At 49.3% G+C, this 24,792-nt stretch carries 26 protein-coding genes; 12 read left to right on the top strand and 14 right to left on the bottom strand.

All coding sequences use genetic code 11. From position 1 onward, the window contains the following. Positions 1–173 precede the first annotated feature (173 nt). On the top strand, positions 174–713 hold the full coding sequence (locus tag V7D78_RS11000; RefSeq protein ID WP_333608503.1) for a gamma carbonic anhydrase family protein: 540 nt from the start codon (positions 174–176) through the stop codon (positions 711–713). Here V7D78_RS11000 and V7D78_RS10995 read toward each other — a convergent pair. Then, the gene (locus V7D78_RS10995) at positions 710–958 is read right to left on the bottom strand and encodes a DUF1488 family protein (RefSeq protein WP_333608502.1); all 249 of its coding nucleotides are present in this window, start codon (positions 956–958) and stop codon (positions 710–712) included. The genes V7D78_RS11000 and V7D78_RS10995 overlap by 4 nt on opposite strands. Next, positions 955–1,770 (bottom strand): shikimate dehydrogenase, encoded by an 816-nt coding sequence (gene aroE, locus V7D78_RS10990; protein ID WP_333608501.1) that lies wholly within the window; start codon positions 1,768–1,770, stop codon positions 955–957. Before aroE ends, V7D78_RS10995 begins: the two co-directional genes overlap by 4 nt. A 5-nt stretch (positions 1,771–1,775) precedes the next feature. Between aroE and V7D78_RS10985 the strand changes: the two genes are divergently transcribed. Further along, complete coding sequence (locus tag V7D78_RS10985; RefSeq protein WP_333608500.1) at positions 1,776–2,222, top strand: group II truncated hemoglobin; 447 nt, start codon at positions 1,776–1,778, stop codon at positions 2,220–2,222. 80 nt (positions 2,223–2,302) lie between these two features. Here V7D78_RS10985 and V7D78_RS10980 read toward each other — a convergent pair whose 3' ends face one another. The 5 genes from V7D78_RS10980 to V7D78_RS10960 form a co-directional block, all read right to left on the bottom strand. Beyond that, a complete protein-coding gene (locus tag V7D78_RS10980; RefSeq protein WP_333608499.1) occupies positions 2,303–3,172 on the bottom strand; it encodes a PDZ domain-containing protein in 870 nt (289 codons plus the stop codon). Further along, positions 3,169–3,528: a hypothetical protein gene (locus V7D78_RS10975; RefSeq protein WP_333608498.1), complete on the bottom strand. Its 360-nt coding sequence runs from the start codon at positions 3,526–3,528 to the stop codon at positions 3,169–3,171. Before V7D78_RS10975 ends, V7D78_RS10980 begins: the two co-directional genes overlap by 4 nt. After that, complete coding sequence (locus V7D78_RS10970; protein ID WP_333608497.1) at positions 3,521–4,075, bottom strand: RNA polymerase sigma factor; 555 nt, start codon at positions 4,073–4,075, stop codon at positions 3,521–3,523. Before V7D78_RS10970 ends, V7D78_RS10975 begins: the two co-directional genes overlap by 8 nt. A 219-nt stretch (positions 4,076–4,294) precedes the next feature. After that, on the bottom strand, positions 4,295–5,224 hold the full coding sequence (gene hemF, locus V7D78_RS10965) for an oxygen-dependent coproporphyrinogen oxidase (RefSeq protein WP_333608496.1): 930 nt from the start codon (positions 5,222–5,224) through the stop codon (positions 4,295–4,297). Between the two features lies 1 nt (position 5,225). After that, complete coding sequence (locus V7D78_RS10960; protein WP_333608495.1) at positions 5,226–5,780, bottom strand: L-threonylcarbamoyladenylate synthase; 555 nt, start codon at positions 5,778–5,780, stop codon at positions 5,226–5,228. A gap of 117 nt (positions 5,781–5,897) precedes the next feature. Between V7D78_RS10960 and purE the strand changes: the two genes are divergently transcribed. Together purE and V7D78_RS10950 are read left to right on the top strand one after the other, a co-directional pair. Next, positions 5,898–6,389: a 5-(carboxyamino)imidazole ribonucleotide mutase gene (gene purE / locus V7D78_RS10955; protein ID WP_333608494.1), complete on the top strand. Its 492-nt coding sequence runs from the start codon at positions 5,898–5,900 to the stop codon at positions 6,387–6,389. Between the two features lie 10 nt (positions 6,390–6,399). Continuing rightward, entirely contained in the window at positions 6,400–7,533 is a 1,134-nt protein-coding gene (locus V7D78_RS10950) for a 5-(carboxyamino)imidazole ribonucleotide synthase (protein WP_333608493.1), read from the top strand. Between the two features lie 16 nt (positions 7,534–7,549). Here V7D78_RS10950 and V7D78_RS10945 read toward each other — a convergent pair whose 3' ends face one another. The 4 genes from V7D78_RS10945 to V7D78_RS10930 are packed head-to-tail and all read right to left on the bottom strand — an operon-like array spanning position 7,550 to position 10,800. Continuing rightward, on the bottom strand, positions 7,550–8,089 hold the full coding sequence (locus V7D78_RS10945) for a DNA topoisomerase family protein (RefSeq protein WP_333608492.1): 540 nt from the start codon (positions 8,087–8,089) through the stop codon (positions 7,550–7,552). Between the two features lie 15 nt (positions 8,090–8,104). After that, positions 8,105–8,578 carry a DUF494 family protein gene (locus tag V7D78_RS10940; RefSeq protein WP_333608491.1) on the bottom strand — a complete coding sequence of 158 codons (474 nt, stop codon included), beginning with the start codon at positions 8,576–8,578 and terminating at the stop codon, positions 8,105–8,107. 2 nt (positions 8,579–8,580) lie between these two features. Further along, entirely contained in the window at positions 8,581–9,672 is a 1,092-nt protein-coding gene (dprA, locus tag V7D78_RS10935; protein ID WP_333608490.1) for a DNA-processing protein DprA, read from the bottom strand. Positions 9,673–9,690: 18 nt separating this feature from the next. Then, positions 9,691–10,800: a LysM peptidoglycan-binding domain-containing protein gene (locus tag V7D78_RS10930; protein ID WP_333608489.1), complete on the bottom strand. Its 1,110-nt coding sequence runs from the start codon at positions 10,798–10,800 to the stop codon at positions 9,691–9,693. A 123-nt stretch (positions 10,801–10,923) separates the two neighbouring features. On the opposite strand from V7D78_RS10930, the gene def reads away from it, so the two are divergent. From def to trkA, 4 genes are read left to right on the top strand one after another with little or no spacing between them, the layout of a single operon-like run. Beyond that, positions 10,924–11,439 carry a peptide deformylase gene (def, locus tag V7D78_RS10925; protein ID WP_333608488.1) on the top strand — a complete coding sequence of 172 codons (516 nt, stop codon included), beginning with the start codon at positions 10,924–10,926 and terminating at the stop codon, positions 11,437–11,439. A 12-nt stretch (positions 11,440–11,451) separates the two neighbouring features. Continuing rightward, positions 11,452–12,408 carry a methionyl-tRNA formyltransferase gene (fmt, locus tag V7D78_RS10920; protein WP_333608487.1) on the top strand — a complete coding sequence of 319 codons (957 nt, stop codon included), beginning with the start codon at positions 11,452–11,454 and terminating at the stop codon, positions 12,406–12,408. Continuing rightward, on the top strand, positions 12,405–13,727 hold the full coding sequence (rsmB, locus tag V7D78_RS10915; protein ID WP_333608486.1) for a 16S rRNA (cytosine(967)-C(5))-methyltransferase RsmB: 1,323 nt from the start codon (positions 12,405–12,407) through the stop codon (positions 13,725–13,727). The genes fmt and rsmB overlap by 4 nt, the downstream gene beginning before the upstream one ends. Further along, the gene (gene trkA / locus V7D78_RS10910) at positions 13,652–15,100 is read left to right on the top strand and encodes a Trk system potassium transporter TrkA (protein ID WP_333608485.1); all 1,449 of its coding nucleotides are present in this window, start codon (positions 13,652–13,654) and stop codon (positions 15,098–15,100) included. The genes rsmB and trkA overlap by 76 nt, the downstream gene beginning before the upstream one ends. 49 nt (positions 15,101–15,149) lie before the next feature. Here the strand turns inward: trkA and V7D78_RS10905 are convergent, their stop codons facing one another. From V7D78_RS10905 to V7D78_RS10895, 3 genes are read right to left on the bottom strand one after another with little or no spacing between them, the layout of a single operon-like run. After that, positions 15,150–16,601, bottom strand: coding sequence for a TrkH family potassium uptake protein (locus V7D78_RS10905; protein ID WP_333608484.1), 1,452 nt, complete (start codon positions 16,599–16,601; stop codon positions 15,150–15,152). Between the two features lie 24 nt (positions 16,602–16,625). Then, entirely contained in the window at positions 16,626–17,951 is a 1,326-nt protein-coding gene (gene pepQ, locus V7D78_RS10900; RefSeq protein ID WP_333608483.1) for a Xaa-Pro dipeptidase, read from the bottom strand. 45 nt (positions 17,952–17,996) lie between these two features. Next, a complete protein-coding gene (locus V7D78_RS10895) occupies positions 17,997–19,958 on the bottom strand; it encodes a transglycosylase SLT domain-containing protein (protein WP_333608482.1) in 1,962 nt (653 codons plus the stop codon). A 192-nt stretch (positions 19,959–20,150) separates the two neighbouring features. Here V7D78_RS10895 and fadB point away from each other — a divergent pair, with 192 nt between their 5' ends. The 4 genes from fadB (at position 20,151) to V7D78_RS10875 (ending at position 24,658) form a co-directional block, all read left to right on the top strand. Next, positions 20,151–22,304: a fatty acid oxidation complex subunit alpha FadB gene (gene fadB, locus V7D78_RS10890; RefSeq protein ID WP_333608481.1), complete on the top strand. Its 2,154-nt coding sequence runs from the start codon at positions 20,151–20,153 to the stop codon at positions 22,302–22,304. Between the two features lie 16 nt (positions 22,305–22,320). Beyond that, positions 22,321–23,484: an acetyl-CoA C-acyltransferase FadA gene (gene fadA / locus V7D78_RS10885; RefSeq protein WP_333608480.1), complete on the top strand. Its 1,164-nt coding sequence runs from the start codon at positions 22,321–22,323 to the stop codon at positions 23,482–23,484. Positions 23,485–23,759: 275 nt separating this feature from the next. After that, positions 23,760–24,008, top strand: coding sequence for a sulfurtransferase TusA (tusA, locus tag V7D78_RS10880; protein ID WP_333608479.1), 249 nt, complete (start codon positions 23,760–23,762; stop codon positions 24,006–24,008). Between the two features lie 152 nt (positions 24,009–24,160). Next, positions 24,161–24,658 carry a GAF domain-containing protein gene (locus V7D78_RS10875; RefSeq protein ID WP_333608478.1) on the top strand — a complete coding sequence of 166 codons (498 nt, stop codon included), beginning with the start codon at positions 24,161–24,163 and terminating at the stop codon, positions 24,656–24,658. Positions 24,659–24,792: the final 134 nt, after the last annotated feature.

Here is a 24,792-nt window from a genome sequence, read left to right as displayed (position 1 = left end):
GTGCAGCACCCCTTGGCATGGCGCGCATTATAGGGGGTTTTAGCAAGGCTGCAAGCAATTAAATAACAAAACTTGGGTTTTTGTGATCGTTCGGATAAAGTTTCAACGAAACGCGTTTTTTAACAGCATTTGCTGCATAATAACTCCGCATTGCAGCCGATTGGGAGATGAAGATGTCGATTAGAGCTTATAAAGGAATACTGCCGACATTGGCAGCTGGCGTTTATGTTGACGAATCCAGTGTGTTGGTGGGTGATATTGAACTGGCCGAAGATGTCAGTATCTGGCCTTTAGTGGCGGCGCGCGGTGATGTCAATTTTATCCGGATAGGTGCCCGCACTAATATTCAGGATGGTACGGTGTTGCATTTATCACGTCCCAGCAGTGGCAAACCCCATGGCTGCGCCCTGATCATAGGTGAAGATGTTACGGTCGGCCATAAGGTGATGCTGCATGGTTGCACCTTAGGTAACCGCATCCTTGTAGGCATGGGCGCCATAGTAATGGACGATGCTATAGTAGAAGATGAAGTGATGATTGGCGCGGGCAGTCTGGTACCGCCAGGCAAGCGTCTGCAAAGTGGCTATTTGTATGTCGGTAGCCCGGTAAAGCAAGCAAGGCCACTCAATGATGCAGAAAAAGCCTTTTTAACGGAGTCTGCGGCTAACTATGTTGTGCTGAAAAATGAATATCTGGCAGAGTCCAACACTTAGCCAGGTAACTCAAACCAGATCTCCCCGGCTTCATTATAAGCGTCGTCAGCTATCGCTTGCTCGGCGCTGTCTTCCCAACTAAAGGCCGCAGCCTTAACTGAGCTTAAAAACTCGGCAGCTGTTGCACCGGCTGGCACGGCAATAAAGCAATTTACTTTTAACCCCGCCACCAGACAACTAAAGCTTACCGCCTGGCGCGCACCGTTATACGCAAAGTCGTTATTAAAAATCAGTTGCTGGTTCATGCTGCTAACTGCTGTTTTAGGAGCGCCATTACCGGTTCAATATCCGGCGTTACGCCACGCCAAATAGTAAAGGCAGCCGCCGCCTGCGCCAATAACATGCCCAAGCCATCTGCTTGCTGCGCTACGCCGTGCTGTTTAGCCCATTGCATAAAGGCTGTTGGTTTTGCGCCATAAACCATGTCATAGGCAAGCTGACAGCCTATAAGATGTTGTATGCCTATATCAGGCCGACCGCCAGCTAAGCCGGCAGAAGTAGCATTGATAATGAGCGGATAAGCGTATTCTGGAATATCTGTAAAACCACAAGCTTGCACCCGGCTATCAAAACTCGTGGCTATCGCCTGCGCTTTACTAAGAGTACGGTTGGCCAGCACCAACTGCTTTACTCCAGCGTCCAGTAAGGGTCCAATAGCACCGCGACTGGCGCCACCGGCTCCCAGCAGTAACACTGTGCAGCCTGCTAAGTTCACGCCTAAACGTGTCAGATCGGCCACCAGGCCAATACCGTCAGTGTTATCACCACATAACTGCCCGGCATGATTAAGGTAAAGCGTATTTACCGCCCCGGCTTGTTGTGCCCGCGCCGATAATACCTCAGCCAGCTGATATGCTTGCTCTTTAAAGGGCACAGTGACATTGCCGCCTTTGCCGCCAGCGGCAACAAAGTCTCGCCAGCTGTCGGCAAAGCCCGCTACCGGTGCTAGAATAGCCTCATATTGCATTTGCTGCGCGCACTGCAACGCAAACTGGCTATGAATAAAAGGCGACTTTGACTGGCCTATCGGATTTCCAAATACAGCATAACGGTCCACAACTGATGTCCATCAAGAAGTTAGTACAGCTGATTGTTAATAAAACCACAGCAAATAGCAAGCCACACCCTACGCCACAACACACACCTTATGAATTAATGGGTGGCGAGACCACGGTGCGGCAACTGGCCAATCGCTTTTATGACATTATGGCCAGCGATCCACAAGCCGCCGAGCTGTATGCCATTCACCCCTTGCCATTAGATGCCATTCGCCAGAAGTTTTTTGAGTTTTTATCGGGTTGGCTGGGTGGCCCGGCTTTATTTGAACAGAAGTATGGCCACCCTCGACTGCGCGCCCGCCACCTGCCTTTTCAGGTGAACGAAAAGCTGCGTAACCAATGGATGTATTGTATGGATAAAGCACTGGATGAAGTGGTTGACGATAAGCTACTTCGCGATGGCATTCGCCAGTCGATAGGGCAACTGGCGAGCCATATGATTAATTCATAGCAACAGCATTATATGGCCAAACGTTTTGCATGCCTGCATGGCCATAAATAGTGTTTACTATGCTGCAGGCCTTGCAATCACTATTGGCAAGAGCGCTCTGTCGTTTTCCAAACGATAGGTTGCCAATATTCGTTTGAATCGTCTCGCTCACGGCGATCGGAAAAATACTCTGCGGCAAGGTGATAAACTTTGTCAGGCTCTACAACAAGAGTAATGGTTTTGATTGAATTATGTCGACGGAATAGTGAATCACCTCTATTGCGCCTAAGTGCATCTGCTCTGATCAGTTCTTGTACTTCTATCTCAATTTCGCCTGCAGGTAATCTAAATACCTGCTCTCTAATTGTTTCCCTAAATTTCCCTTTAAAGCTGATATCCTTTATTTCATTAATCATCACAGGATGACGGTGTATGCTTATTGGCGGATTGTAAAACACCGATACAAAACCACAGCCCGATGTTAACGGTACATCAGATACATGCTCAAGGTTTTCCACTAACTCCAAACGCCATGCAGGTAACGTTTTTCTTGTTACCGAGCTTTCCACGGTTTTCAGTTTATTGTCACGTTGTAATTCAATTGCCAGAGTCGCGCCTTCTTGCAGATCATTCATTTGTGCCAGAATATCTGCCAAACTGCTTATATTCACTTCTTGGTGATTAATCGCTTTGATCATGTCACCTACTCTGACGTCTGCTTTAGCTGCATCGGAACCCGGTGTTAGTGCCACCACTTTGAAATCCTGGTCTAACACCGCACCAAAGTGGTAAAAACTTCTGGCCGGCTCTTCAATCATGAACGGCGCGTCTTGCGCAGTAACGTTTGCCGTTATCAACGCTTTGCGGATTTCATGCAGAACATCTACTCGCTTTTCATGATCAATTTCAGTAGCGGCTGACGCCCATGCCAATGACTGGACAAATAACAGTGTTAATAAAAATTTGTTCATAGCTCATAACTCCCCAGCTGCTGTGATTCCAAATATTTCCTTTGTTCCAGTAAACGAACCGTTTCCACAGAATTAGGATCCGTCAGATAGGCTTGTTGCAATGCAACATCGAAGACATAAAGCTCAGCGGAAAAGACTATTTTATCAGCTGATGACTCCGAGCCAGATGGTACATAGAGCAAAAATGTAACGGCGAAAAAACTGGCTGCAATGCCATACCAGTACCAGGTTTTTCGTTGCGGCCGCTGAAGAATGCGGTTTTCAATAGTTCGCCATAGCTCTTGATCTGCTATCGGGCAATTTGCTTCCGTTAATCTTTTCGCCAGTTGCTGCTTATACTGGTCTTCACTATTCATCTTTAACCTGCCTGTATAATGTACTTTTCAGCTTAACCGTTGCCCGCCGATATCTCTGCCTAACGGCAGCTTCAGAGCATTCCAACATTGTTGCTAACTCTTCATGGGTATAACCTTCTACTACATACAACCAAACCAATGCACGTTCAACCTCCGACAAGTTGCACATAACTCGGTCAATATCATCCAACTGACAAAGCCTATCGGTCGCCTGCATCCAGTCAGGTTCTGTTTCAATAACGTCTTCCAGCGCTTCATGCACAAAACTAACTCGCTTTCTTAGTTGATCAATAGCCATCCTCACACTGAGTTGCTTTAGCCAACTGGGAAAAGCGTCAATTTGACGTAATTCCGGTAACTTTCCGAAGACTTTAATAAATATCTCCTGAGTAAGATCACGTCCTTCTTCAACAGACCCCAAAATGCCACTAACCAGCCGCAAAACGGCTGTTCCATAGTCCTGATAGAGTTGCTTTAGAGCATGCAGCTGTCCTTGTTGAGCATCTTTTACAACATCATGGACAACTTTTTCAGTAAATCCTTTCAAGTCACTTTTGCTCCATTGTTTTGTAATAAGACGTGGTTTTGCTGGAAAAGTGTGACATTTATTTTGTGAAGGGTGATATGCACTACAGTTTACTCAAGGCTACTAATGCTGCAAAAGCAGCAGCTAAAAGGAAATATGGATTTTAGCTGCTTGCATACACAACTTACTGATACTGATAAATACAGTATTTCACCATGTGCTAGCTGGCGGTTGATAGAATTAACTCTTGAGCTTTAACCAATCCTGGGGCTTCAAATAACGATTATAGAGCAGTGCCTCGCCACTGCCTGGCTCGGGCTGATAGCCATACTGCCAACGCACTAAAGGCGGCATCGACATTAATATCGACTCAGTACGACCACCACTTTGCAGGCCAAATAAGGTGCCTCTGTCGTAGACCAGGTTAAATTCGACATAACGACCACGGCGGTATAGCTGGAACTGGCGCTGCTGCTCAGTAAAAGGGGTATCTTTGCGTTTTTGCACTAACGGCAAATAGGCCGGCAAAAACGCCTCCCCAACCGCGCGCATTAAAGCAAAGCTTTGCTCAAAGCCCGGTGCATTTAAGTCATCAAAAAACAGCCCGCCGACGCCGCGGGTTTCGCCACGGTGCTTTAAGTAGAAATAATCATCACACCATTTTTTATAGGCCGGGTAATAATCACTACCAAAAGGATCTATGGCTGTCTTGGCGGTTTGATGCCAGTGCACAACATCTTCTTCGTAAGGATAATAAGGTGTTAAGTCAAAACCGCCGCCAAACCACCATACGGGCGCTTCGCCGTCTTTTTCGGCAATAAAAAACCGCACATTGGCATGGCTCGTGGGCAAATGCGGATTATGCGGATGCAACACCAAAGACACACCACAGGCATGAAAGCTGCGACCAGCCAGTTCCGGGCGATGCGCCGTAGCCGAGGCCGGCATTTGCGCGCCAAACACATGCGAATAATTTACGCCTGCCTGCTCAAACACGGCACCATTGGTCAGAACCCGACTGCGACCACCACCGCCCTCCGGCCGCTGCCAGCTATCTTCAATAAATTGGCCTTTGCCATCGGCCTGCTGCAAGGCCTGACATATCTTATCCTGTAAGGCCGTTAAAAACTGTTGTACCTGCTGTAGCTGCTCACTGTGATTCTGCGCCATGTTAACTCCTTACCAACTGACCGCTTAACGCATCGCGGATTTGGCTGGGTTGGGCCGCGCCGCCCAGCGCGCCATCTACTACAGCCGCCACTTTTAAGCCTATGCTGGCCAGTAATCGCTGATAGTCAGTAATAGCCGGCTCGCCAGCCAGATTAGCGCTGGTGGATACTATGGCTTTGCCATAAGCCTGGCACAACTGTTGTACTACAGGGTGAGCGCTAACCCGAACCGCTATAGTGTCAAACTGACCGGTAATCCATTTCGGTGCCGTTTTGCTGGCCGGTAATACCCAACTAACATGGCCAGGCCAACTAGAAAATATCTGATAGCGTTTTTCCAAGGGGATGGCTTTATCATCAACATATGGCAATAACTGCGAATAAGTAGCCGCAACCAAAATAAGGCCTTTTTCAACCGGCCGCTGTTTAATGGCCAGTAAAGCTAGCACAGCCTGCTCGTTGTCAGGATCACAACCAAGGCCATATACCGCCTCGGTTGGATAGGCAATAACCTCGCCTGATTTCAGTTGCTCCACTGCCGTTTCTATCGTTGCCACTGTTTATTTCCTGCACTTATGCTGTTGTCTAACGACTAAAGATTTTATTCAAAGCCTTATGGGCGGTATAATAGCGCTTTCGTCAACAGACTTCATCAAGTACACAAGGAAACCACTATGCAGGTTGGGATTATCATGGGTTCAACATCTGATTGGCCTACCATGAAGCATGCAGCAGATATGCTTGACCGTTTTGGTATTCAATATGAAACCAAGGTGGTTTCCGCCCATCGCACGCCTCAACTATTGGCAGATTACGCCAGCACTGCCGCTAGCCGGGGCTTAAAAGTGATAATTGCCGGTGCCGGTGGTGCAGCACATTTACCAGGTATGGCAGCGGCCTTTACCAGCTTGCCGGTGTTAGGGGTGCCGGTGCAATCTAAAGCCCTGAAGGGTCTGGATTCTCTGCTGTCTATAGTGCAAATGCCTAAGGGCGTTGCAGTGGGCACCCTGGCGATAGGTGAGGCTGGCGCAGCTAACGCCGGGTTGCTGGCGACACAAATTCTGGCCACCCATAATGCCGAGTTACTGAGTAAAGTGGATGCCTTTCGTCAGGCGCAAACCGATAGCGTCCTCAGCCAGCCTGATCCCTCTCAACTGGCCTTATAAAGGGAATCGTATGAAAGTTTTAGTACTGGGCGCCGGCCAACTGGCCCGCATGATGTCATTAGCCGGGGCACCGTTAAATATCAGTATCAGTGCTTATGACGTCAATAGCGATGCTATTGTCCATCCGCTGACCCAGCAACAGCTGGGTACTGGCCTGACAAAAGCCATCGCTGACGCCGATGTCGTCACGGCCGAATTTGAGCATATTCCTTTGCCGGTACTGGCTCTATGTCAGGCCAGCGGCAAGTTTTTCCCCGGTGAAACGGCCATAAAAGCCGGTGGTGATCGCCGATTGGAAAAGCAATTATTGGACAGTGCTGGTGTGCGCTCAGCGGCCTATCATATCGTCAATAACGAAGCCGATTTTAAACAGGCGATCCAGCAACTTGGCTTACCTTTAGTGTTTAAAAGCGCGCTGGCCGGTTATGACGGTAAAGGGCAGTGGCGGCTAAAGCAGCCCGAACAGGCTGCAGCATTGTGGCAGGATATTGCCGCATTTTTAGCTACGGACCAGCAGCAAGCTATAGTAGCAGAGCAATTTATTCCGTTTCAGCGCGAACTCTCCTTGATTGGCGCCCGCAATGCGAAGGGCCAGCTGCAGGTTTACCCAGTGACCGAAAATCATCATGTCAATGGCGTACTCAGCGTGTCGTTGGCCGTTGCCGGCAACGAATCATTGCAGCAACAAGCACAACAGATGTTTAGTGCCGTAGCCAATCAACTTAATTATGTTGGTGTGTTAGCCATTGAGTTTTTTGAAGTCGATGGTCAGTTGTTGGTTAACGAAATAGCACCCAGAGTGCACAACTCCGGCCATTGGACACAACAAGGAGCCGATGTCTGTCAGTTTGAGCAGCACTTACGCGCAGTCTGTGGTTTGCCGCTTGGCAGCACCGCCTTGGTTCGCCCCAGCCTGATGGTGAATATTCTGGGTGAAGACACTGTGCCTCAGCCAATTCTGGCGCTGCCGGGACTGCATTTGCACTGGTACGGTAAAACTAAGCGCGCTGGCCGCAAGATGGGGCATATCAATGTATCAGCAGCTGATACCGCCCAGCTTAAGCAACGTTTTCTGCAATTAATAGCACTGCTGCCTGAGTCTGCCTTTCCTGAGCTGACACAAATGGCGCAGCGCTTGAACTAAAGCGTCAACCGGCAGTTCAGTCTGCCGGCTGTTTTTCACCACATTTTTTATCCGCACAATACACCCCCAGCTTTTTTTGCAGCAAAAGAGTGAAACCACAACAGATACAGCTGCCCCTGACAGGTGTGTCGTTCAGTAAAAACTTACATTTTGGGTACTGATCACACCCCCAAAAATGCTTACCAAACTTATTGACCCGCTCAGTTAAATGGCCTGCCCGGCACTTTGGGCATGCGATGCGCTCCGCGGCGGGTTCGTCATCCTGCTCATGTACCACAAAGTGACAAGCCGGATAATTAGTACAGCCGATAAACATGCCATAGCGGCCATTCTTAACCGCAAGCTCGGACTGACATAACGGACAAGCTTGATCAGGCAGCAACTTCACCACTGTATTGTCATGCTGATGCAGCGCTTTTATATAATGACAATCCGGATAAGCACTACAGCTGAGAAAAGGGCCGTTTTTGCCGGATTTAATCATTAATGGGTTGTGGCACAACGGGCAAGGTTCAGCATGCTGCGGCAGCTTGAACAACGGAGAATGATCACTCATAACAGCGAGGGCCGCTTAATGCAGCGGCCCCTCTGGTTCCTCAAAAATTAAATCTTCCATCTGCGCATAGGCGGATTCCCGACCAGGCACATTAAACAGCACCATCAGCACCACCCATTTTAAATCTTCCAGGCTAATGCTGTTGCCATCTAGGTCCATCACCCGGTCAATCACCATTTCACGGGTTTGCGCATCGAGCACATTTATTTGCTCTAAAAACATTAAAAAGCCCTGATCTGCAGCATCTATTTTACGCTGCTCTTCGGCAGTATAAATGCGCAGGGCATTGGTTGTTACTTTAGTTAAGTAGGGCTTGATATGGCTTTGTTGTAATGCCGACAAACTATCCAGCCATTTTAATGCTTTAAAAATATCATCATCATGAAAGCCAGCCCGACTTAATTCTTTGGTTAAGTCTGCATGGTTTACATAGATATCAGCTTCGTTATGAATGTAGTTTTCGAACAGATACACGAGGATATCAAACATACTCAGGCACTCCTCACTCTAATGAAACCACCGGGAACTGCTGCCACCTCACCGGCTATTTCCAGCTCGAGTAAGGCAATGGATACGTCTGTAACTGACATCTGAGCGCGCTCAGCGATTTGATCAATCGCCAAAGCGTCATCTCCTACGTTAGCCAACAACAGCTGGGTAAACAAGTCAAATTGGCTATTTTTTTCATCTTGTTGCGCCCGCTTCTGGCCATTTGCCGGAAAAAAATGCTGCTCTTCTAATATATCGGCCACGCAAGTCACTAATTTAGCCCCTTGCTGAATTAATAAGTGACAACCGGCTGACTGGGTACTGTACACCGACCCCGGCACCGCAAATACATCCCGGCTATAGTCGGCCGCAAGATTGGCACTGATAAGAGTGCCACTTTTAAGCCCGGCTTCTACCACAACCGTGGCCAGACTCAAGCCCACCACTATTCTGTTACGCTGCGGAAAAAATTCCGATCTGACGGCAACATCCGGAAAATACTCCGACACTAAGGCCCCTTGCTCGCTGATCTGTTGCGCCAACGCAGTGTTGCTGGTGGGATATATCTGTCGCAAGCCGTGGCCCAGCACAGCTATGGTCAGGCCGCCGGCATGCAAGGCTCCTTTGTGGCTTTCACTGTCAATGCCACGCGCCATTCCACTGGTAATCACATAACCTTGCTGAGTTAACTCAGCTGCAAAATCATGTGCCACCCGCCTGCCGGTAGGGGTTGGCTGCCGGCTACCGACCATAGCCAGTTGCGGTTGAGCCAGTACTGCCGGATCGCCTTTGACAAATAATAACAGCGGCGGTTGTTTGGTTTGTTTTAGCAATGGGGGATATTGCGGGTGCTGATAATAAATCAGATGATGATGGCTGGCTTGATCGCGCCAGCGCAGCGCCGATTCAATTAAAGCAGCAGACTGGCTGGTAAGAATGTCAATTTGGCGCGGGGTAAAGCCCAGATGATTCAAGGTACTGGCTTTGGCAGTAGCCAGCTGTTGCACACTGTAGTGTTCTGCTAAGCGATCAAAGCGCTGGCCATCCAGACCATGTACCGTTGCCAGCGCCAGCCAATGCCGCAGTTCATCCATGAACAGGCCTCATCTTAGTTACAGGTTGGCGATAACATCTCCAACACGAATGGGACGTTGAGTTTTGGTGACAATAGCAAAGCTTACACGTTCAGAAACTTTAAACACCATCAATTCACCTACCTTTTCGCGTGGCATTTCAATAGCATTGCTGCCTAAACGACGCGTCATTTTCTCTAATTTACTGGCATCTTCCAGATAAACCGGGCCATTACGACCGTCCACCACTGTCGGCGAGTTACGATAAATCCCCAGCATATGGCCCGCTTTTAAATCATGGATTAAACCGCGGTTAAGCACCACTATGTCCATTTTAGAGAATTCACGTAGATTCGAGGGGGTGTCTATAATCAAGCCATTAACATCATGTTCTGGTCGAGTCATCACAAAGAATGCCGGTAACGACTGCCCCTCCAGCGCAGGCATCACTCTATCACCCTGCACAATCTCACGTTTTACACTTAATACGTGCAAAGAAGCGGGTTCAATAGGATTGCTGTCAGTCGCATCGCGACCAGCTCTGAATGCACGGGCAGTAGCGATTAAATTGGTTTCATAACCCAGCACAGACCCAGTTTGTGGGTCTACATAGGGTTTACCTTTCCGGTACACACCATAAGAGGTGCCAGATTGAAGTACGCCTTTGACGTATAAGGTATGCGTTTCCGCTGCCATTTTAGTGGGAGTATTAGAACCGAGTACATATGGCATAGCAGCTATTTGCTCTTCAGATAGCGCTTGCTCAAAGGTCAGGAACGGCCGAATCATACTTAGCGGCAAGGTACTGACTGCATCAGTGCTCTTCATGATTTTGCGGGTTGTAGGCGTCAAGCGACGAACCTGATCATTTACCGCTAAACGAGGCCGGCCCTGACTGTCAAAGGTCAGTGTCAGAACGTCACCCGGGTAAATCAAGTGTGGGTTATCGACCTGCGGGTTCATTTGCCATAATTGTGGCCACAACCAAGGCTCATTCAAATAGAGTGCAGAGATGTCCCACAGCGTATCACCTTGCTTTACTACATAACTAGCTGGCGCATCAGAGCGGATTTTCAACACATCAGCTAGGACGCCAGAAGAAAACCAACAAACGAGAGCTACCACGGAAATTGCAATGTTTTTCAGCATGCCTGCATCCTTGAACTGATTCTTGTTGTAATTATTGCACACTAAGCTGTTAATACAGCAGATTAATGGCTAAAATTAAAACATACCACAACAGTTAAAATAAAGCATATTTTTGTAGGAACTATGGCCGTTTTACAAGTATTACATTTCCCAGATGAAAGATTACGCACTGTTGCTAAAGCCGTTGACAGTGTATCCCCTGAAATTTGTCAGCTAGTCGACGATATGCTGGAGACCATGTACGCCGAAAATGGCATTGGTTTGGCAGCCACTCAAGTTAATGTACATAAGCGCGTGGTTGTTATTGATTTATCTGAAGATCGCAACCAGCCTAAGGTATTTATTAACCCGCAAATCATTGCGCGAGATGGTGGTACCAGCTACGAAGAAGGCTGTTTATCCGTGCCTCAAAACTACGCCAAAATTGATCGGGCAGAATTTATTACCATCAAAGCCCAGGATAAAAGCGGTCAATGGTTTGAGCTAAACGCCGATGGTTTGTTAGCCATTTGCCTGCAACATGAGCTGGATCATCTTGAAGGCAAGTTATTTATTGATTACCTGTCGCCATTAAAACGCGATCGCATTCGTAAAAAACTGGAAAAAGAAGCCAAAATGGCGCAGCGCCATGCGCTCTGAGCAGGAATAACAGTGACCTCTCCTTTAAAAATTATTTTTGCCGGCACGCCCGATTTCGCGGCGCGCCACTTAGACGCGCTAATTGCTGCCGGACATCAGGTGATTGCCGTTTACACCCAACCCGACCGGCCGGCTGGTCGAGGCCAGCAGCTACAACCTAGTGCGGTAAAACAACTGGCAATGCAGCATCAACTGCCGCTATACCAGCCCAAATCCTTAAAAAAGGCCGCCGCACAACAACAATTAGCCGAACTTAATGCTGATCTGATGATTGTGGTCGCCTATGGTTTAATTTTACCGCAAGCGGTATTGGACAGCCCCCGCCTCGGCTGCATTAACGTGCACGGCTCTTTGCTGCCGCGCTGGCGTGGTGCTGCACCGATTCAGCGTGCGATTTGGGCAGGTGATGACCACACCGGCATTACCATTATGCAAATGGATGCTGGGCTGGATACCGGCGCTATGTTAAATAGTGTCAGCTGCCCGATTACAGCGGATGACACCAGCGCGTCACTCTATGCAAAATTAGCTGAGCTGGGGCCGCAGGCGCTGCTTAGTGCCTTGTCTGACTTAGCAGCGTTGCAGCAACAGGCGGTGCCGCAGGATGAACAGCTGGCCAATTACGCCGAAAAGCTGCATAAAGATGAAGGGCTGCTCGACTTTAACAAGCCTGCCATAGCGCTGGTACGTGAAATTCGGGCTTTTAATCCCTGGCCGGTCAGTTATATGCATTTGCCACAAGGCAGCGTTAAAGTATGGCAGGCCCACGCCCTGACAGAAACGTCAAAGACTACAGCGGGTACTGTTGTGTCCGCCTCTAAGCAAGGCATCGGCATTGCTTGTGCCGAGGGCGTGTTACTGATCACCCAACTACAACCGCCAGGCAAAAAAGCCATGAGCGCCGCTGATTTTTTAAATGGTCGCGCTGAATGGTTAGCTCCCGGCGTGACTCTTGGTCAACAGGCATGAGCCGTAATGTGAGGGTACTAGCAGCACGTTGCTGCTTTGATGTTATCGATCAGGGGATGTCGTTATCTGAAGCCTTACCCAAAGCGCAGGCCTCGCTGGATAACCCCGCCGACAAAGCGCTATTGCAGGAAATCTGCTTTGGTGTGATGCGCACCCTGCCACAACTGGAAGCGGTATGTAGTCAGTTAATGGCTAAGCCACTGATAAAGCAATTACGGCCATTACAGTTTTTGCTTTATGTCGGCATTTATCAGCTTAAATTTATGCGTATACCTGACCATGCGGCTATTAGCGAAACAGTTGAAGCGGCGCGCGAGTTAAAAGGTCAATCGCTAACTAAACTAATTAATGCTGTGCTGCGCAATGTGCAGCGTCAGCCCCAGCTGTTTGATTTTGCCAGTGCAGCAGCAGCTGTACAATATAACCACCCGGGTTGGCTTATCAGCCAACTGCAGCAAACCTACCCAACACAGTGGCCACAGATCCTGCAAGCTAACCAGCAAAAAGCACCATTATGGCTCAGAGTGAATGTTTCAAAAATCGCCCCTGCCGACTATGCCGCAGCTTTAGAGCAGGCACAGATTTCTTTTAGCCAACCACTTTCGTATCTACCGGCGGCGATTAAACTGACGCAAGCGCAGGATGTCACCACGCTGCCGGGGTACCATCAAGGCTGGTTCTCGGTACAAGATGCCGCAGCTCAGCACGCTGCTTTGCTGCTCAATGTCAATGATAGCCTACATATTCTGGATGCTTGCTGCGCACCAGGTGGTAAAACCTGCCACATCCTGGAGCTGGCACCGCAAGCGCTGCTAACGGCTTTGGATAAAGAACCAAAACGCTTAGAACGGGTGCATGATAATCTGGCACGACTGGGTCTTACAGCCCGTGTTATTGCTGGCGATGCCGCTGAACCAACGCTGTGGTGGCAAGGTCAGTTATTCGACCGTATTTTACTGGATGTGCCCTGCTCGGCCACAGGCGTTATCCGTCGCCACCCGGACATTCGCTGGCTCAGAAAAAAAGCCGACATTGCCGCTCTGGCCGAGCTGCAACAACGGATTTTGCAACAATGCTGGGCCTTACTGGCGCCGGGCGGGAAATTACTTTATGCCACCTGCAGTGTGTTAGCAGCGGAAAACGACGAACAGATTACCACTTTTTTACAGCAACATACTGATGCACGGCTGGCCGCGTTACCTGAACACCTGACAATTTTAAAGAGTGATGTACACTCAAGCAGTTGGCAAATTTTACCGGGAGAGCAGGATATGGATGGTTTCTTTTATGCACTGCTGGAAAAGGACAGTCAGCTATGAAAATAATTATCCTGGGCGCTGGCCAGGTGGGGGCCACCCTGGCTGAAAACCTGGTTGGGGAACAAAATGATATTACGCTGGTTGATACTAACCTTGATAAATTAAGGGCTTTGCAGGATAAATTTGATTTACAGGTGGTACATGGCCATGGTTCGCATCCCGATGTGTTGAGAAAATCGGGTGCTGAAGATGCCGATATGCTGGTAGCGGTTACCAATAGCGACGAAGTGAATATCGTGGCCTGTCAGGTCGCTTACAGTATGTTTAATACCCCGCTGAAGATTGCGCGCATTCGCACCAATCAATACCTGAAGTACCGCGATCAGCTATTTCATAAAGATGATATGCCGGTTGACCACTTTATAGCGCCAGAGGCGCTGGTAACCAACTATATTCGGCGCTTAATTGATTATCCTGGTGCGCTGCAGGTCGTAGAATTTGCTGGCGGTGCCGTTAGTCTGGTCGCTGTAAAAGCCTACTATGGCGGTTTGTTAGTCGGCCATGCCTTATCAGCTTTAAAAGAGCATATGCCACACATTGAAACCCGGGTAGCAGCTATTTACCGCCGCGGCAATGCCATTAAACCGCTTGGCACCACCATTATTGAAGCCGATGATGAAGTGTTTTTTGTCGCGGCCACCAAACATATCCGGGCGGTAATGAGCGAGCTGCAAAAGTTAGAGCGTAGCTACCGGCGCATCATGATTGCCGGTGGCGGCAATGTCGGTTTTGGTTTGGCAAAAGCCTTGGAAAAAACCCACAACGTTAAATTAATCGAACGCAGTAAAGAGCGGGCCGAGTTTTTATCCAGCGGCCTGGATAATACCGTAGTCTATGTCGGTGATGCCTCGGATCCTGAATTGCTGGAAGAAGAAAATATCGAGCAGGTCGATGTATTTATCGCGGTAACCAATGACGATGAAGCCAACATTATGTCGGCCATGCTGGCCAAACGCATGGGTGCGCAAAAAACCATGGTGCTGATTAAACGTGGTGCCTATGTGGATTTACTGCAAGGTGGTGAGGTGGATATTGCGATATCCCCCCAGCAGGCTACCATATCAGCACTATTAACCCACATCCGGCGCGGCGATATTGTCAATGTGTACTCTTTGCGCCGTGGTGCGGCTGAAGCCATAGAAGCGATTGCCCATGGTGATAGCAGCACCAGCAAGGTAGTAGGCAATGCCATCGGTCAGATCAAACTGCCACCGGGTACCACCATTGGTGCCATAGTCCGTGGCGATGAGGTGTTAATCGCGCACGACAGCACAGTCATTGAGAGTAATGACCACGTCATTTTATTTATGGTAGATAAAAAGCACATCATTGAAGTAGAAAAGCTGTTTCAGGTGAGCGCCATTTTTATTTAATAGCGCGCCATTAATGGCAGCGTTCAATCTCGCGGTTTAATGTCACCGCTTAATCACGCCAGAAAGCCGGGGTAAACAGCACCAGTAAGGTAAAGATTTCCAGCCGGCCAAACACCATAGCCACCAGCAAAATCCACTTACTGGCGTCAGGGATAGCACCAAAGTGCGCGGCCACTTCGCCCAAACCCGGTCCCAGGTTATTTAAACAGGCAGCCGTCGCAGTAAAGGCGGTAATGTTATCCAGACCGGTTAAAATTAGCAGCAGCATAATCACCACAAATACCAAAGCATAAGCGGCAAAAAAGCCCCATACTGCCTGCACTATACGATCTTCTACCGCGCGGCGCCCCAGCTTAATACTGTAAATGGCCCGCGGATGCACCAGCCGTTTTAACTCACGCGCACCTTGTAAAAACAACAGTAATACCCGCACTACCTTCATGCCGCCACCGGTCGAACCGGCGCAGCCACCAATAAAGCTGGAAAAAATAAGCAAAATGGGTAAAAACAGCGGCCAGGTCGAAAAGCCATCGGTGGTAAAACCTGCGGTAGTCGAAATAGACACCGCCTGAAAGACGGCGTGGTTCGCCGCATCAACCGAGCTGCCATATACATTGCTATATAACAGCACCACAAAACAAATCAGCATCAATGCTGCCTGGATACCAATAAAGGTTTTAAATTCAGGGTCACGCAAATAAGTGCCGACGCTTTTGCCGCGCACTGCAGCAAAGTGCAGTGGAAAATTCACGGCGCTTATCAGTAAAAACACCACGCAAATCATATTAATCAGACCACTGTCAAAATGGCCCATGCTGGCATCATAGGTTGAGAAACCGCCAATAGCCACTGTCGAAAAGGCATGACAGATAGCATCAAAAACAGACATACCCGCTAGATAAAAGGCCAGGGCGCAGGCGATAGTCAACGCCAGATAGATATACCATAAGTGTTTAGCCGTATCGGCAATGCGCGGCGTCATTTTATTATCTTTAACCGGCCCGGGAGTTTCTGCACGGTACAGCTGCATACCCCCTACCCCAAGTAAGGGCAGGATAGCAACAGCCAGTACTATGATACCCATACCGCCCAGCCACTGCAGCTGCTGGCGGTAGTACAAAATCGCCTTAGGTAGAAACTCTATGCCGGTCAGTACTGTCGCGCCAGTGGTAGTTAGACCGGAAAAGGCTTCAAACATGGCATCAGCGGTGCTCATTGCGGGATTGTCAGCCAGTAAAAAGGGCATGCCACCCACCGCACCTAATACCGTCCAGAACAACACCACAATCAAAAAGCCATCACGCACTTTTAACTCTGAACGCTGCTGCCGGTTCGGATACCAGATTGTAAAACCAATAAACACACACAATATAAAGGACAATACAAAAGGCAAGCCGGCGCCGTCTTTATACCAGAAAGCAACCAGCGCGGGTGGCAACATTGTGATGCTGAAGATGCCGATCAGCATCCCCAGGATCCGGATAATAGAGCGGTATTGCATAAGGTCCTTGTCGCAAAGGCCGGCTTAAGGCAGTTGCAGCTCGCGCGTCATATTCTCATTACGCTCACGATGCACAATGATGTTATCTTCGATGCGAATGCCACCGAATTGACTAAAAGCCGCTATTTTGTCCCAGTTTACTGCTTTAGCTTCATTGGTTTGCTTTAAATCCGCCAGCAGGCTGTCAATAAAGTATAAACCGGGTTCAATAGTAAACACCATGCCAGGCTCAATTAACCGGGTACAACGCAAAAATGGGTGCTGCTCTGGTGGAGCAACATGGGTACCACGTTCATCGGCCATAAAACCGCCGACATCATGCACCTGCAAGCCCAGATGATGACCAATACCGTGCGGGAAGAACGTGCGGCAAATATCGCCTGCGATTAAGCTTTCAACCGACCCGGTAGCAAAATTAAAGTCCAGTAATACTTGCGCCAATAACTGGTGCGCTTGAAGATGAATATCACTGTATTTGATACCCGGCTTGAGCATATCCACTAACTGCAAATGCACTCTATTCACAGCAGTGATAAGCTGGGCAAACTCGTTATGACTATCAAAGCTATAGGTGCGGGTGATATCCGCTGCATAACCATTACACTCAGCACCGGCATCAATTAAAAATGAATGGTGCTGCAGTGGTTTAGTGCGCCCTAAAGCGGTGTAGTGCAAAATGGCGGCATGTTCATTCAGCGCGATAATATTGCCATAAGGCACTTCGTTTTCGGTTTGCCCCACGGCAGCCAGGTAGGCCTGCTGAATATCAAATTCACTGCCTTTGGCATAAAAGGCCTGACGGGCTGCGTTATGACCGGCCACTGCCAGCTTGTTGGCCTGGCGCATACAAGCCAGTTCATAGTCAGTTTTGTAAGCACGATAGTAGTGCAGATAGCTAATAACCGGCTCGGGATTTATCTCGGTAAAGCCTAACGCCCGCGCCACTTCAAGATATTCACCTAAATAGGCCAGCCGCCCTTTGTCATAAGGCAGTAAGGCTTCTACCTGATTGGCTTTTTCCAGTAGCTGGATATCAAAATACTCTGCCCAGAAATCTGCAGGGACATCGGGCACCTTATGCCAGAAGTCTTTTGGCCGGTAAAAAATCAGCTTAGGTTTATTTACTCCATCTACTAACAACCAGCAATGCGGGTTATCCACTACCGGCAACCAGGCTTTAAATAACGGGTTAGCCTTAAACGGATAATCCATGTCATCCAGAAACTTGCGCTTAGCCTGACCGGAGTGGATAACCAAAGCATCCAGATTTTCGCGCAACAGCACTTCTCGACAGCGTTGTTGTAAGGTGGCAATGTGCGCCTGATAGTGTAGATGATAACTTGCCGACATAAAGACCCTTGGCGTTGATACTAATCTGTGTATTAAATCATAGCATTATTCCACCACCACCCCAATCTGCATAGTGATTAATGGACTAAACACATCCTCAGCAATATTCATACGAATATTGTAAATCTGGTAATACGCCATCACGGCTTTAACATATTCGCGCGTTTCCCGAAAAGGGATGGTTTCAATCCAGACATCGACCGGCAAGGCATGATCGCGCGGTATCCATTGCCGTACCCGGCTAAAACCAGCGTTATAAGCGGCCGTCGCCGTAATAAGATTGCCATCATTGCGGCGCATTAAATAATTCAGATAATCGGTACCATAGTCAATATTGGTGACCGGGTTGTATAGCTGGCGCACCGTCACCGGCTGCCTTGCAATATAGTTTGCAGTGGTTGGCATAATTTGCATCAGGCCGCGAGCGCCGACCGGGGAATTGGCATCGGTCATAAAGGAGCTTTCACGCCGGGCAATCGCCATGGCCCAGGCTGCTGCTATATTGGCTTTATCAGAGGAGCGCTGAATATCTTCAACAAAGGCCAGCGGGAAACGTAACTCTACATCATCCCAGTAGCCGACATCCGCCAAGGAGAAGATGGCACGTTCATGCCATTCCAGTTGCTGCGCCAGCCTGGCCAGTGCCAGTTTTTGCTCCTGATCAGACAGATCCTGCAACTGATTCCACTCGCGCCGCGCTTCGGTTAAACGGCCCAGTGCTAACCACTCCTGCGCCCTTTGAATCACCGGGTTGGCTTTCAGTTGGCTGAGTTGTTGTTCGCTGACTGAGACCGGGTTGTGCGCCAGACTTGGCGGCAACCCCAATCTGGCCGCAGCCATAAAACCATAAAAGTGCCGGCGTTTAGCCACTTCCTGAAAAATAGCTTCGGCTTGCTCGGCCTGCCCCTGCATTTGCAGTGACCGCGCCAGCCAGTAGCGCCAGTTCACATCCCGCTGTAACTCTTCAGGAAAGCTATTGATCACTTGCTGCACCTGAGGCCAGTCTAACTGCCGAAGCGCAAAACCCACCTGCCATTGCGCTAGATTGTTATCGTAAAATTCTGGCGGCAGGGTGCTCAGCCAGTCCGACGCCCGGCTATCCCCTTTACTGGCCAGCGCAATAGCAAATTGCCGCTGCACATCTAAACGCTGGGCCGGGGTAAAGTAAGGATCATTCACATAACGCTGCCAGGTACTCAAGGCCTGATCAGGCAAACGCCACACCAGTCGCTTTAAGCCATAGGCCAACACATCCCGCTCGGCAATGTGTTTCATTGGAAAAAAGCGGGTCTGAGCAATAGCAGCCGGATTACGCCGGGCATTGGCCCACATATCTGCCAGATAATGTTGCGATGCGGGTAACAGCGTTTTTAAGTAAGGAATAAGGCCCGCCTGACCGCCCTCAGCCGCCAGCTGTATGCGGCGCAGCACGATTTCATCAGTGAGCTGCCCGGCATTTCGCCAGGCGCTAAATAACGGATCACAGGCCTTGGGTTGCGATTTGCCTACAGTCCAAAGTGCTTGTGTTTGCTGCCAGATCGGCGCTTTATCACTGGCCTCGGCCAGTTGAAAACGCAGCGCCAAACACTCAAGTTCAGCATCAAACGAACCCGGATAATTAGCCAGGTAACGCTTGCCCTGCTGCTGTGCGGCTAAATGCTGTAACCAGGGCCGGCGCAAACTCCAGTCAAGCGGTGTACCCTGATACGTTGCTAAAAATGCTTCTATTTCCGCGTGTGCTGATAAGCGGCGTAATAACCAACGCTGCTCCAGATAGGGCTGCAACGGATAACCACTAAGTTGTTCCAGCCATTGCTGCACCTCTGCCTGACTGGCCGAACCCACTTGCCGCTCAGCTTGCTGAAATAACTGCCGCTGCTCGGCACTAAATGCTGTCGTCTCCGCCTGACCGGAAACACGTGTTTCACTGGCATTTAGTGGTAAGGCGGCACTGAAAAAAAGACTTCCTATAAAAAAACGACCCAGCTGCCTTATTGTGGTTCTCACCGTATCACTCCTGTTAAACCATCCCAAAAAAAACAAAATGCACCTATAGTTAACAGCATACTCAGTTGGCTGATTCAAACGCACGTTTAAATAACGGTTGAAATTTTTTATAAAGCACGACACACTGGTGGCAACACCTCATCGTACCAGTTGCGACTAACCTATACTCTACGCGACCAAGGAGCATGTTTTATGATTTACCAGAGTAACAACATCCACGTTGCTTATCTTAAACCTGGTATTGCCCAGTTTACGTTTAACGCCAGTGGCTCAGTAAATAAGTTTGATCAGCAAACCCTGTCTGATTGTAAGGCTGCGCTCACCATACTGCACGCAGACCCTAGCCTGCAAGGCGTTATCTTTGCCTCAGCCAAAGATAATTTTATTGTCGGCGCCGATATTACCGAGTTCTTACCGATCTTTTTACGGCCAGAAGCGGAATTGGTGCCGTGGATCAAACAAGCCTCTGATGTGTTTGATTTATGTGAAGACTTGCCTGTTCCGACCATAGTAGCAATAAAAGGTTTCGCTTTAGGCGGCGGCTGTGAATGGACACTGGCCTGTGACTACCGGGTCGCTGACACCAGTACCCGCATTGGTTTGCCTGAAGTAAAGCTGGGCTTGATGCCGGGTTTTGGTGGCACAGTGCGTTTACCCCGCATTATTGGTGCTGATAATGCGATGGAGTGGATCACCACAGGTAAAGACCGCTCTGCCGCGCAGGCACAGCAAGAAGGCTTAATTGATGCGGTAGTGGCACCAGACAAACTGGAGCAGGCGGCACTGAGCATGCTGGAAGACGCCATTGCCGGCAAACTGAACTGGCAAGCAAAACGCCAGGTTAAATTGATGCCGTTAAAGCTGAATAAAACCGAACAAACCATGAGCTTTAATACCGCCAAAGGCATGGTGTTTGCCACAGCAGGCAAGCATTACCCGGCGCCAATGGTGGCAGTGCAAACCATTGAGGCGGCTGCTAATTTAGAGCGGGCCGGTGCTGTGGCACTGGAAAACGCTGGCTTTGCCAAGCTGGCCAAAACCGATGCTGCCACCGCGCAGGTTGGGTTGTTTTTAAATGATCAGGTATTAAAAAGCAAAGCCAAAAAAGCGGCAAAAACCGCCACTAAAGCCATTAATAAAGCCGCCGTACTGGGTGCAGGCATTATGGGTGGCGGTATTGCTTATCAGTCGGCGCTAAAAGGCGTGCCGGTTGTGATGAAAGACATTGCCGATCAGGCATTAGCGCTGGGCATGGGCGAAGCCACTAAGTTATTGGCGAAGCAGGTAGAGCGCAACAAACTGGATGCCGTGGGCATGGCCAAGGTGATTGCCGCGATTACACCAACCCTCAGTAACGAAACCGTTAAAGGCGTAGATATCGTGGTTGAAGCGGTCGTTGAAAATCCGAAAATTAAAGGCGCAGTGTTAAAAGAAGTAGAGGGTTTAATTAGCGATGATGCTATTTTAACCTCGAACACCTCCACCATTTCGATTAATTCACTGGCAGAAAACCTGAGTCGGCCGCAAAACTTCTGCGGCATGCACTTTTTTAATCCGGTACACCGGATGCCACTGGTCGAAGTGATCCGCGGTAAAGACACCAGTGAACAAACCGTCGCCGCTGTGGTGGCTTATGCTGCCAGAATGGGCAAATCACCCATCGTAGTAAACGATTGCCCGGGTTTCTTTGTTAACCGCGTATTGTTCCCCTACTTTGCTGGTTTTAGCAAACTGGTTTTGGATGGTGCCGACTTTGCTCAGGTAGATAAGGTGATGGAAAAGCAATTTGGCTGGCCTATGGGCCCGGCTTACCTGTTGGATGTGGTGGGTTTAGATACCGCTTATCACTGTACTGATGTGATGGCTGCAGGCTTCCCGACCCGGATGGCAAAACTGGAAAAAGATCCGGTAGCCGCGATGTATCACGCCAAACGCTATGGCCAGAAAAACGGCCTGGGCTTTTATGCCTACAGCAAAGATGCCAAGGGTAAGCCGAAGAAAGACATTGATGCGGCAAGTCTGGAACTGTTAGCCGGCATAGCCGCAGCTAAACAGGAGTTCAGTGCCGAGGACATTATTGCCCGGGTAATGGTACCGATGATAAACGAAACCATCCGCTGCCTGGAAGAAGGGATAGTCGCCAGTGCCGCCGAAGCCGATATGGGCTTGGTTTATGGCCTGGGCTTCCCTCCATTCCGCGGTGGTCCGCTGCGTTATGTCGATACCCTCGGCCTGGCTGACTTTGTCGCTCTGGCAGATAAATACGCGCATTTAGGCGAAATTTATCAGGTAACAGACCAAACCCGCGCCATGGCCGCCAATGGCCAGCGTTTCTTCCCGGTTTAAGCGCAGGAGCAATATAATGAAAAACGCCGTAATTGTAGATTGTATTCGTACCCCTATGGGCCGCTCTAAAGCCGGCATGTACCGTAATATCCGTGCCGAGCAGTTATCTGCTCATGTCATGGCATCGCTGGTAGCCCGTAACCCGGCACTTAACCCCAGCGATATTGATGACATTATCTGGGGCTGTGTACAGCAAACACTGGAGCAAGGTTTTAATATTGCCCGTAATGCGGCCCTGCTGGCCGGTATTCCACACTCAGTGCCCGCCGTCACAGTAAACCGCCTCTGTGGCTCATCCATGCAAGCGCTGCATGATGCAGTGCGTGCCATTCAAACGGGTATGGGTGAGGTGTATTTAATTGGTGGCGTGGAGCACATGGGCCATGTACCAATGAATCATGGTGTCGATTTCCATCCGGGTTTATCCACCTCTATCGCCAAAGCCGCCGGCATGATGGGCTTAACCGCCGAGTTACTGGGTAAATTGCATGGCATCAGCCGAGCGCAACAGGATGAGTTTGGTGCCCGCTCGCACCGCTTAGCACAGGAAGCCAGTGAGCAAGGTCGTTTTAAAAATGAAATTATCCCTACCGAAGGCCACGACGCCGATGGCGTATTAAAGCTGATGGATTACGACGAAGTGATCCGCCCGGAAACCACAGTAGACACCTTAGGTCAGTTACGCCCGGTGTTTGACCCGGCTAATGGCACAGTGACCGCCGGTACCTCTTCTGCCTTATCCGATGGTGCCTCTGGCATGCTGGTGATGAGTGAAGACAAAGCCAAGGCCTTAGGCTTACCTATTCGTGCTTATGTGCGTGGCATGGGTGTGGCAGGCTGTGACCCCTCTATTATGGGTTATGGCCCGGTACCCGCATCGAAAAAAGCGTTAAAAGCGGCCGGTATCACTATTGCTGATATTGACTACGCTGAGCTAAACGAAGCCTTCGCTGCTCAGGCTTTGCCGGTAATGAAAGATTTAGGCTTAATGGAAGTGGCTGATCAGAAAGTCAACCTGAACGGCGGTGCTATTGCCCTGGGTCACCCACTGGGCTGCTCGGGTTCACGCATCAGCACCACCTTAATCAACGTGATGGAAGATAAAGGCGGTAAATTTGGTCTGGCCACCATGTGTATTGGTTTAGGTCAGGGCATAGCGACTGTTTTTGAGCGGCCATAAGCTGGCAGCAAGCAGCACTATCGCATAGAATAAGGGCCGTTTTTACGGCCCTTTTTTATTGATGCAAAAATAGAGGCGCAAATCCCGCTGGCGCAGCCACAGACCCACGAGCGTAGCGAATGCGGCAACAGCTGGCGTATGGAACGCCAGCGTACGGCAAAGCCGGGCCGTACGGCTGAGGGACAGGATTGCCCGAAGCCCTCTTGTGGCGAGTACAGCGGGAATTTTCGCCTAAGTAACCTTACTCGTTAAGTTTATCTTTTACCGGAGTACAGATGGAAGATTTTTTCAACAGCGCAGATCACACCCTGGATGCCTTAGGCCTGCGCTGCCCAGAGCCGGTAATGATGGTACGGCTGCAATTTCGAAAAATGCAGCAGGGTGAAACCTTATTAATAATCGCCGACGACCCAGCCACTACCCGGGACATTCCGGCGTTCTGCCGCTTTATGGATCACGAGTTACTGGCCAGTGATACAGATGCCTTACCATATAAATTTTTAGTAAAAAAATTAAACCAGTAGATCTAAGGTTATGTTTGATCGCTCCAACTACAACAATTTAATAAACCGGGTTGCAAAAAGTACGAACTGCAGCCATGTTTAGTGCTCTGTCCTTTTTTGTTGTTGTCATTTACTGACTCTTATTGACTGACTCTGCTGTGGAGAATAGCGCTGTGATACAAGCTGAATTTTCTGACCGACTACACCAACTCCTTACCCTGTTACAGAGCCCTACACTTGATGTTAACAATGCGCGGCAGCAATTACTGCAAGCCTGTTTAGATACACTTCATATCCAACGGGTTGGCCTATGGCGCTTTACCGATGAAGATTTAATGTGCTGTGAAATGCTGCTGGACAAAGATAACGGCTTTAGTGAAGAGCCGTTACTGATCGATCGCTTCAGCTTTCCAGGCTATTTTGCTGCCTTGGATCAGCGTAAAATTATTCGTGCTACTGATGCCTTTACCAACCCGGCCACCAAAGAATTAGCCGGCCCCTTTTTAAAACCGCAAAATATTCGCTCACTGTTAGATGTGCCAATTTATCAGGGGGACAGCCTGAGCGGCATTATTTGTTGCGAACAAACAGTGGTAATTAAGCACTGGACCGATGACGAAATGACTTTTGTTGAAGCCGTTGCCGCCCTTTATCGCAGCAGCTTCCTGTAAAAAGTAAGTAATCACTATCACTTTAATTTACCTGTCAACATTGTTTTAAAAGCTAAGCCATTAGTGAATGCTGTGCTAGGCTAAATAACTGATCCTAACTCTGATACACCCGCTGCAAGCCATGACCGCCTCCC

It is taken from the genome of Arsukibacterium sp. (genome assembly GCF_036735525.1).
In the GTDB taxonomy this organism is placed as follows: Bacteria; Pseudomonadota; Gammaproteobacteria; order Enterobacterales; family Alteromonadaceae; genus Alishewanella.
The sequence above is the reverse complement of the archived record's forward strand: the minus strand, read 5'-3'. Positions and strand labels throughout refer to the sequence as shown.

Bases quoted from the DNA above. Each gene is read 5' to 3' on its own strand.
- V7D78_RS11000 (WP_333608503.1), top strand. From the start codon at position 174: ATGTCGATTAGAGCTTATAAAGGAATACTGCCGACATTGGCAGCTGGC.
- V7D78_RS10995 (WP_333608502.1), bottom strand. From the start codon at position 958: ATGAACCAGCAACTGATTTTTAATAACGACTTTGCGTATAACGGTGCG.
- V7D78_RS10985 (WP_333608500.1), top strand. From the start codon at position 1,776: ATGTCCATCAAGAAGTTAGTACAGCTGATTGTTAATAAAACCACAGCA.
- V7D78_RS10980 (WP_333608499.1), bottom strand. From the start codon at position 3,172: ATGAACAAATTTTTATTAACACTGTTATTTGTCCAGTCATTGGCATGG.
- V7D78_RS10975 (WP_333608498.1), bottom strand. From the start codon at position 3,528: ATGAATAGTGAAGACCAGTATAAGCAGCAACTGGCGAAAAGATTAACG.
- hemF (WP_333608496.1), bottom strand. From the start codon at position 5,224: ATGGCGCAGAATCACAGTGAGCAGCTACAGCAGGTACAACAGTTTTTA.
- purE (WP_333608494.1), top strand. From the start codon at position 5,898: ATGCAGGTTGGGATTATCATGGGTTCAACATCTGATTGGCCTACCATG.
- V7D78_RS10950 (WP_333608493.1), top strand. From the start codon at position 6,400: ATGAAAGTTTTAGTACTGGGCGCCGGCCAACTGGCCCGCATGATGTCA.
- V7D78_RS10945 (WP_333608492.1), bottom strand. From the start codon at position 8,089: ATGAGTGATCATTCTCCGTTGTTCAAGCTGCCGCAGCATGCTGAACCT.
- V7D78_RS10940 (WP_333608491.1), bottom strand. From the start codon at position 8,578: ATGTTTGATATCCTCGTGTATCTGTTCGAAAACTACATTCATAACGAA.
- dprA (WP_333608490.1), bottom strand. From the start codon at position 9,672: ATGGATGAACTGCGGCATTGGCTGGCGCTGGCAACGGTACATGGTCTG.
- V7D78_RS10930 (WP_333608489.1), bottom strand. From the start codon at position 10,800: ATGCTGAAAAACATTGCAATTTCCGTGGTAGCTCTCGTTTGTTGGTTT.
- def (WP_333608488.1), top strand. From the start codon at position 10,924: ATGGCCGTTTTACAAGTATTACATTTCCCAGATGAAAGATTACGCACT.
- rsmB (WP_333608486.1), top strand. From the start codon at position 12,405: ATGAGCCGTAATGTGAGGGTACTAGCAGCACGTTGCTGCTTTGATGTT.
- V7D78_RS10905 (WP_333608484.1), bottom strand. From the start codon at position 16,601: ATGCAATACCGCTCTATTATCCGGATCCTGGGGATGCTGATCGGCATC.
- pepQ (WP_333608483.1), bottom strand. From the start codon at position 17,951: ATGTCGGCAAGTTATCATCTACACTATCAGGCGCACATTGCCACCTTA.
- fadB (WP_333608481.1), top strand. From the start codon at position 20,151: ATGATTTACCAGAGTAACAACATCCACGTTGCTTATCTTAAACCTGGT.
- fadA (WP_333608480.1), top strand. From the start codon at position 22,321: ATGAAAAACGCCGTAATTGTAGATTGTATTCGTACCCCTATGGGCCGC.
- tusA (WP_333608479.1), top strand. From the start codon at position 23,760: ATGGAAGATTTTTTCAACAGCGCAGATCACACCCTGGATGCCTTAGGC.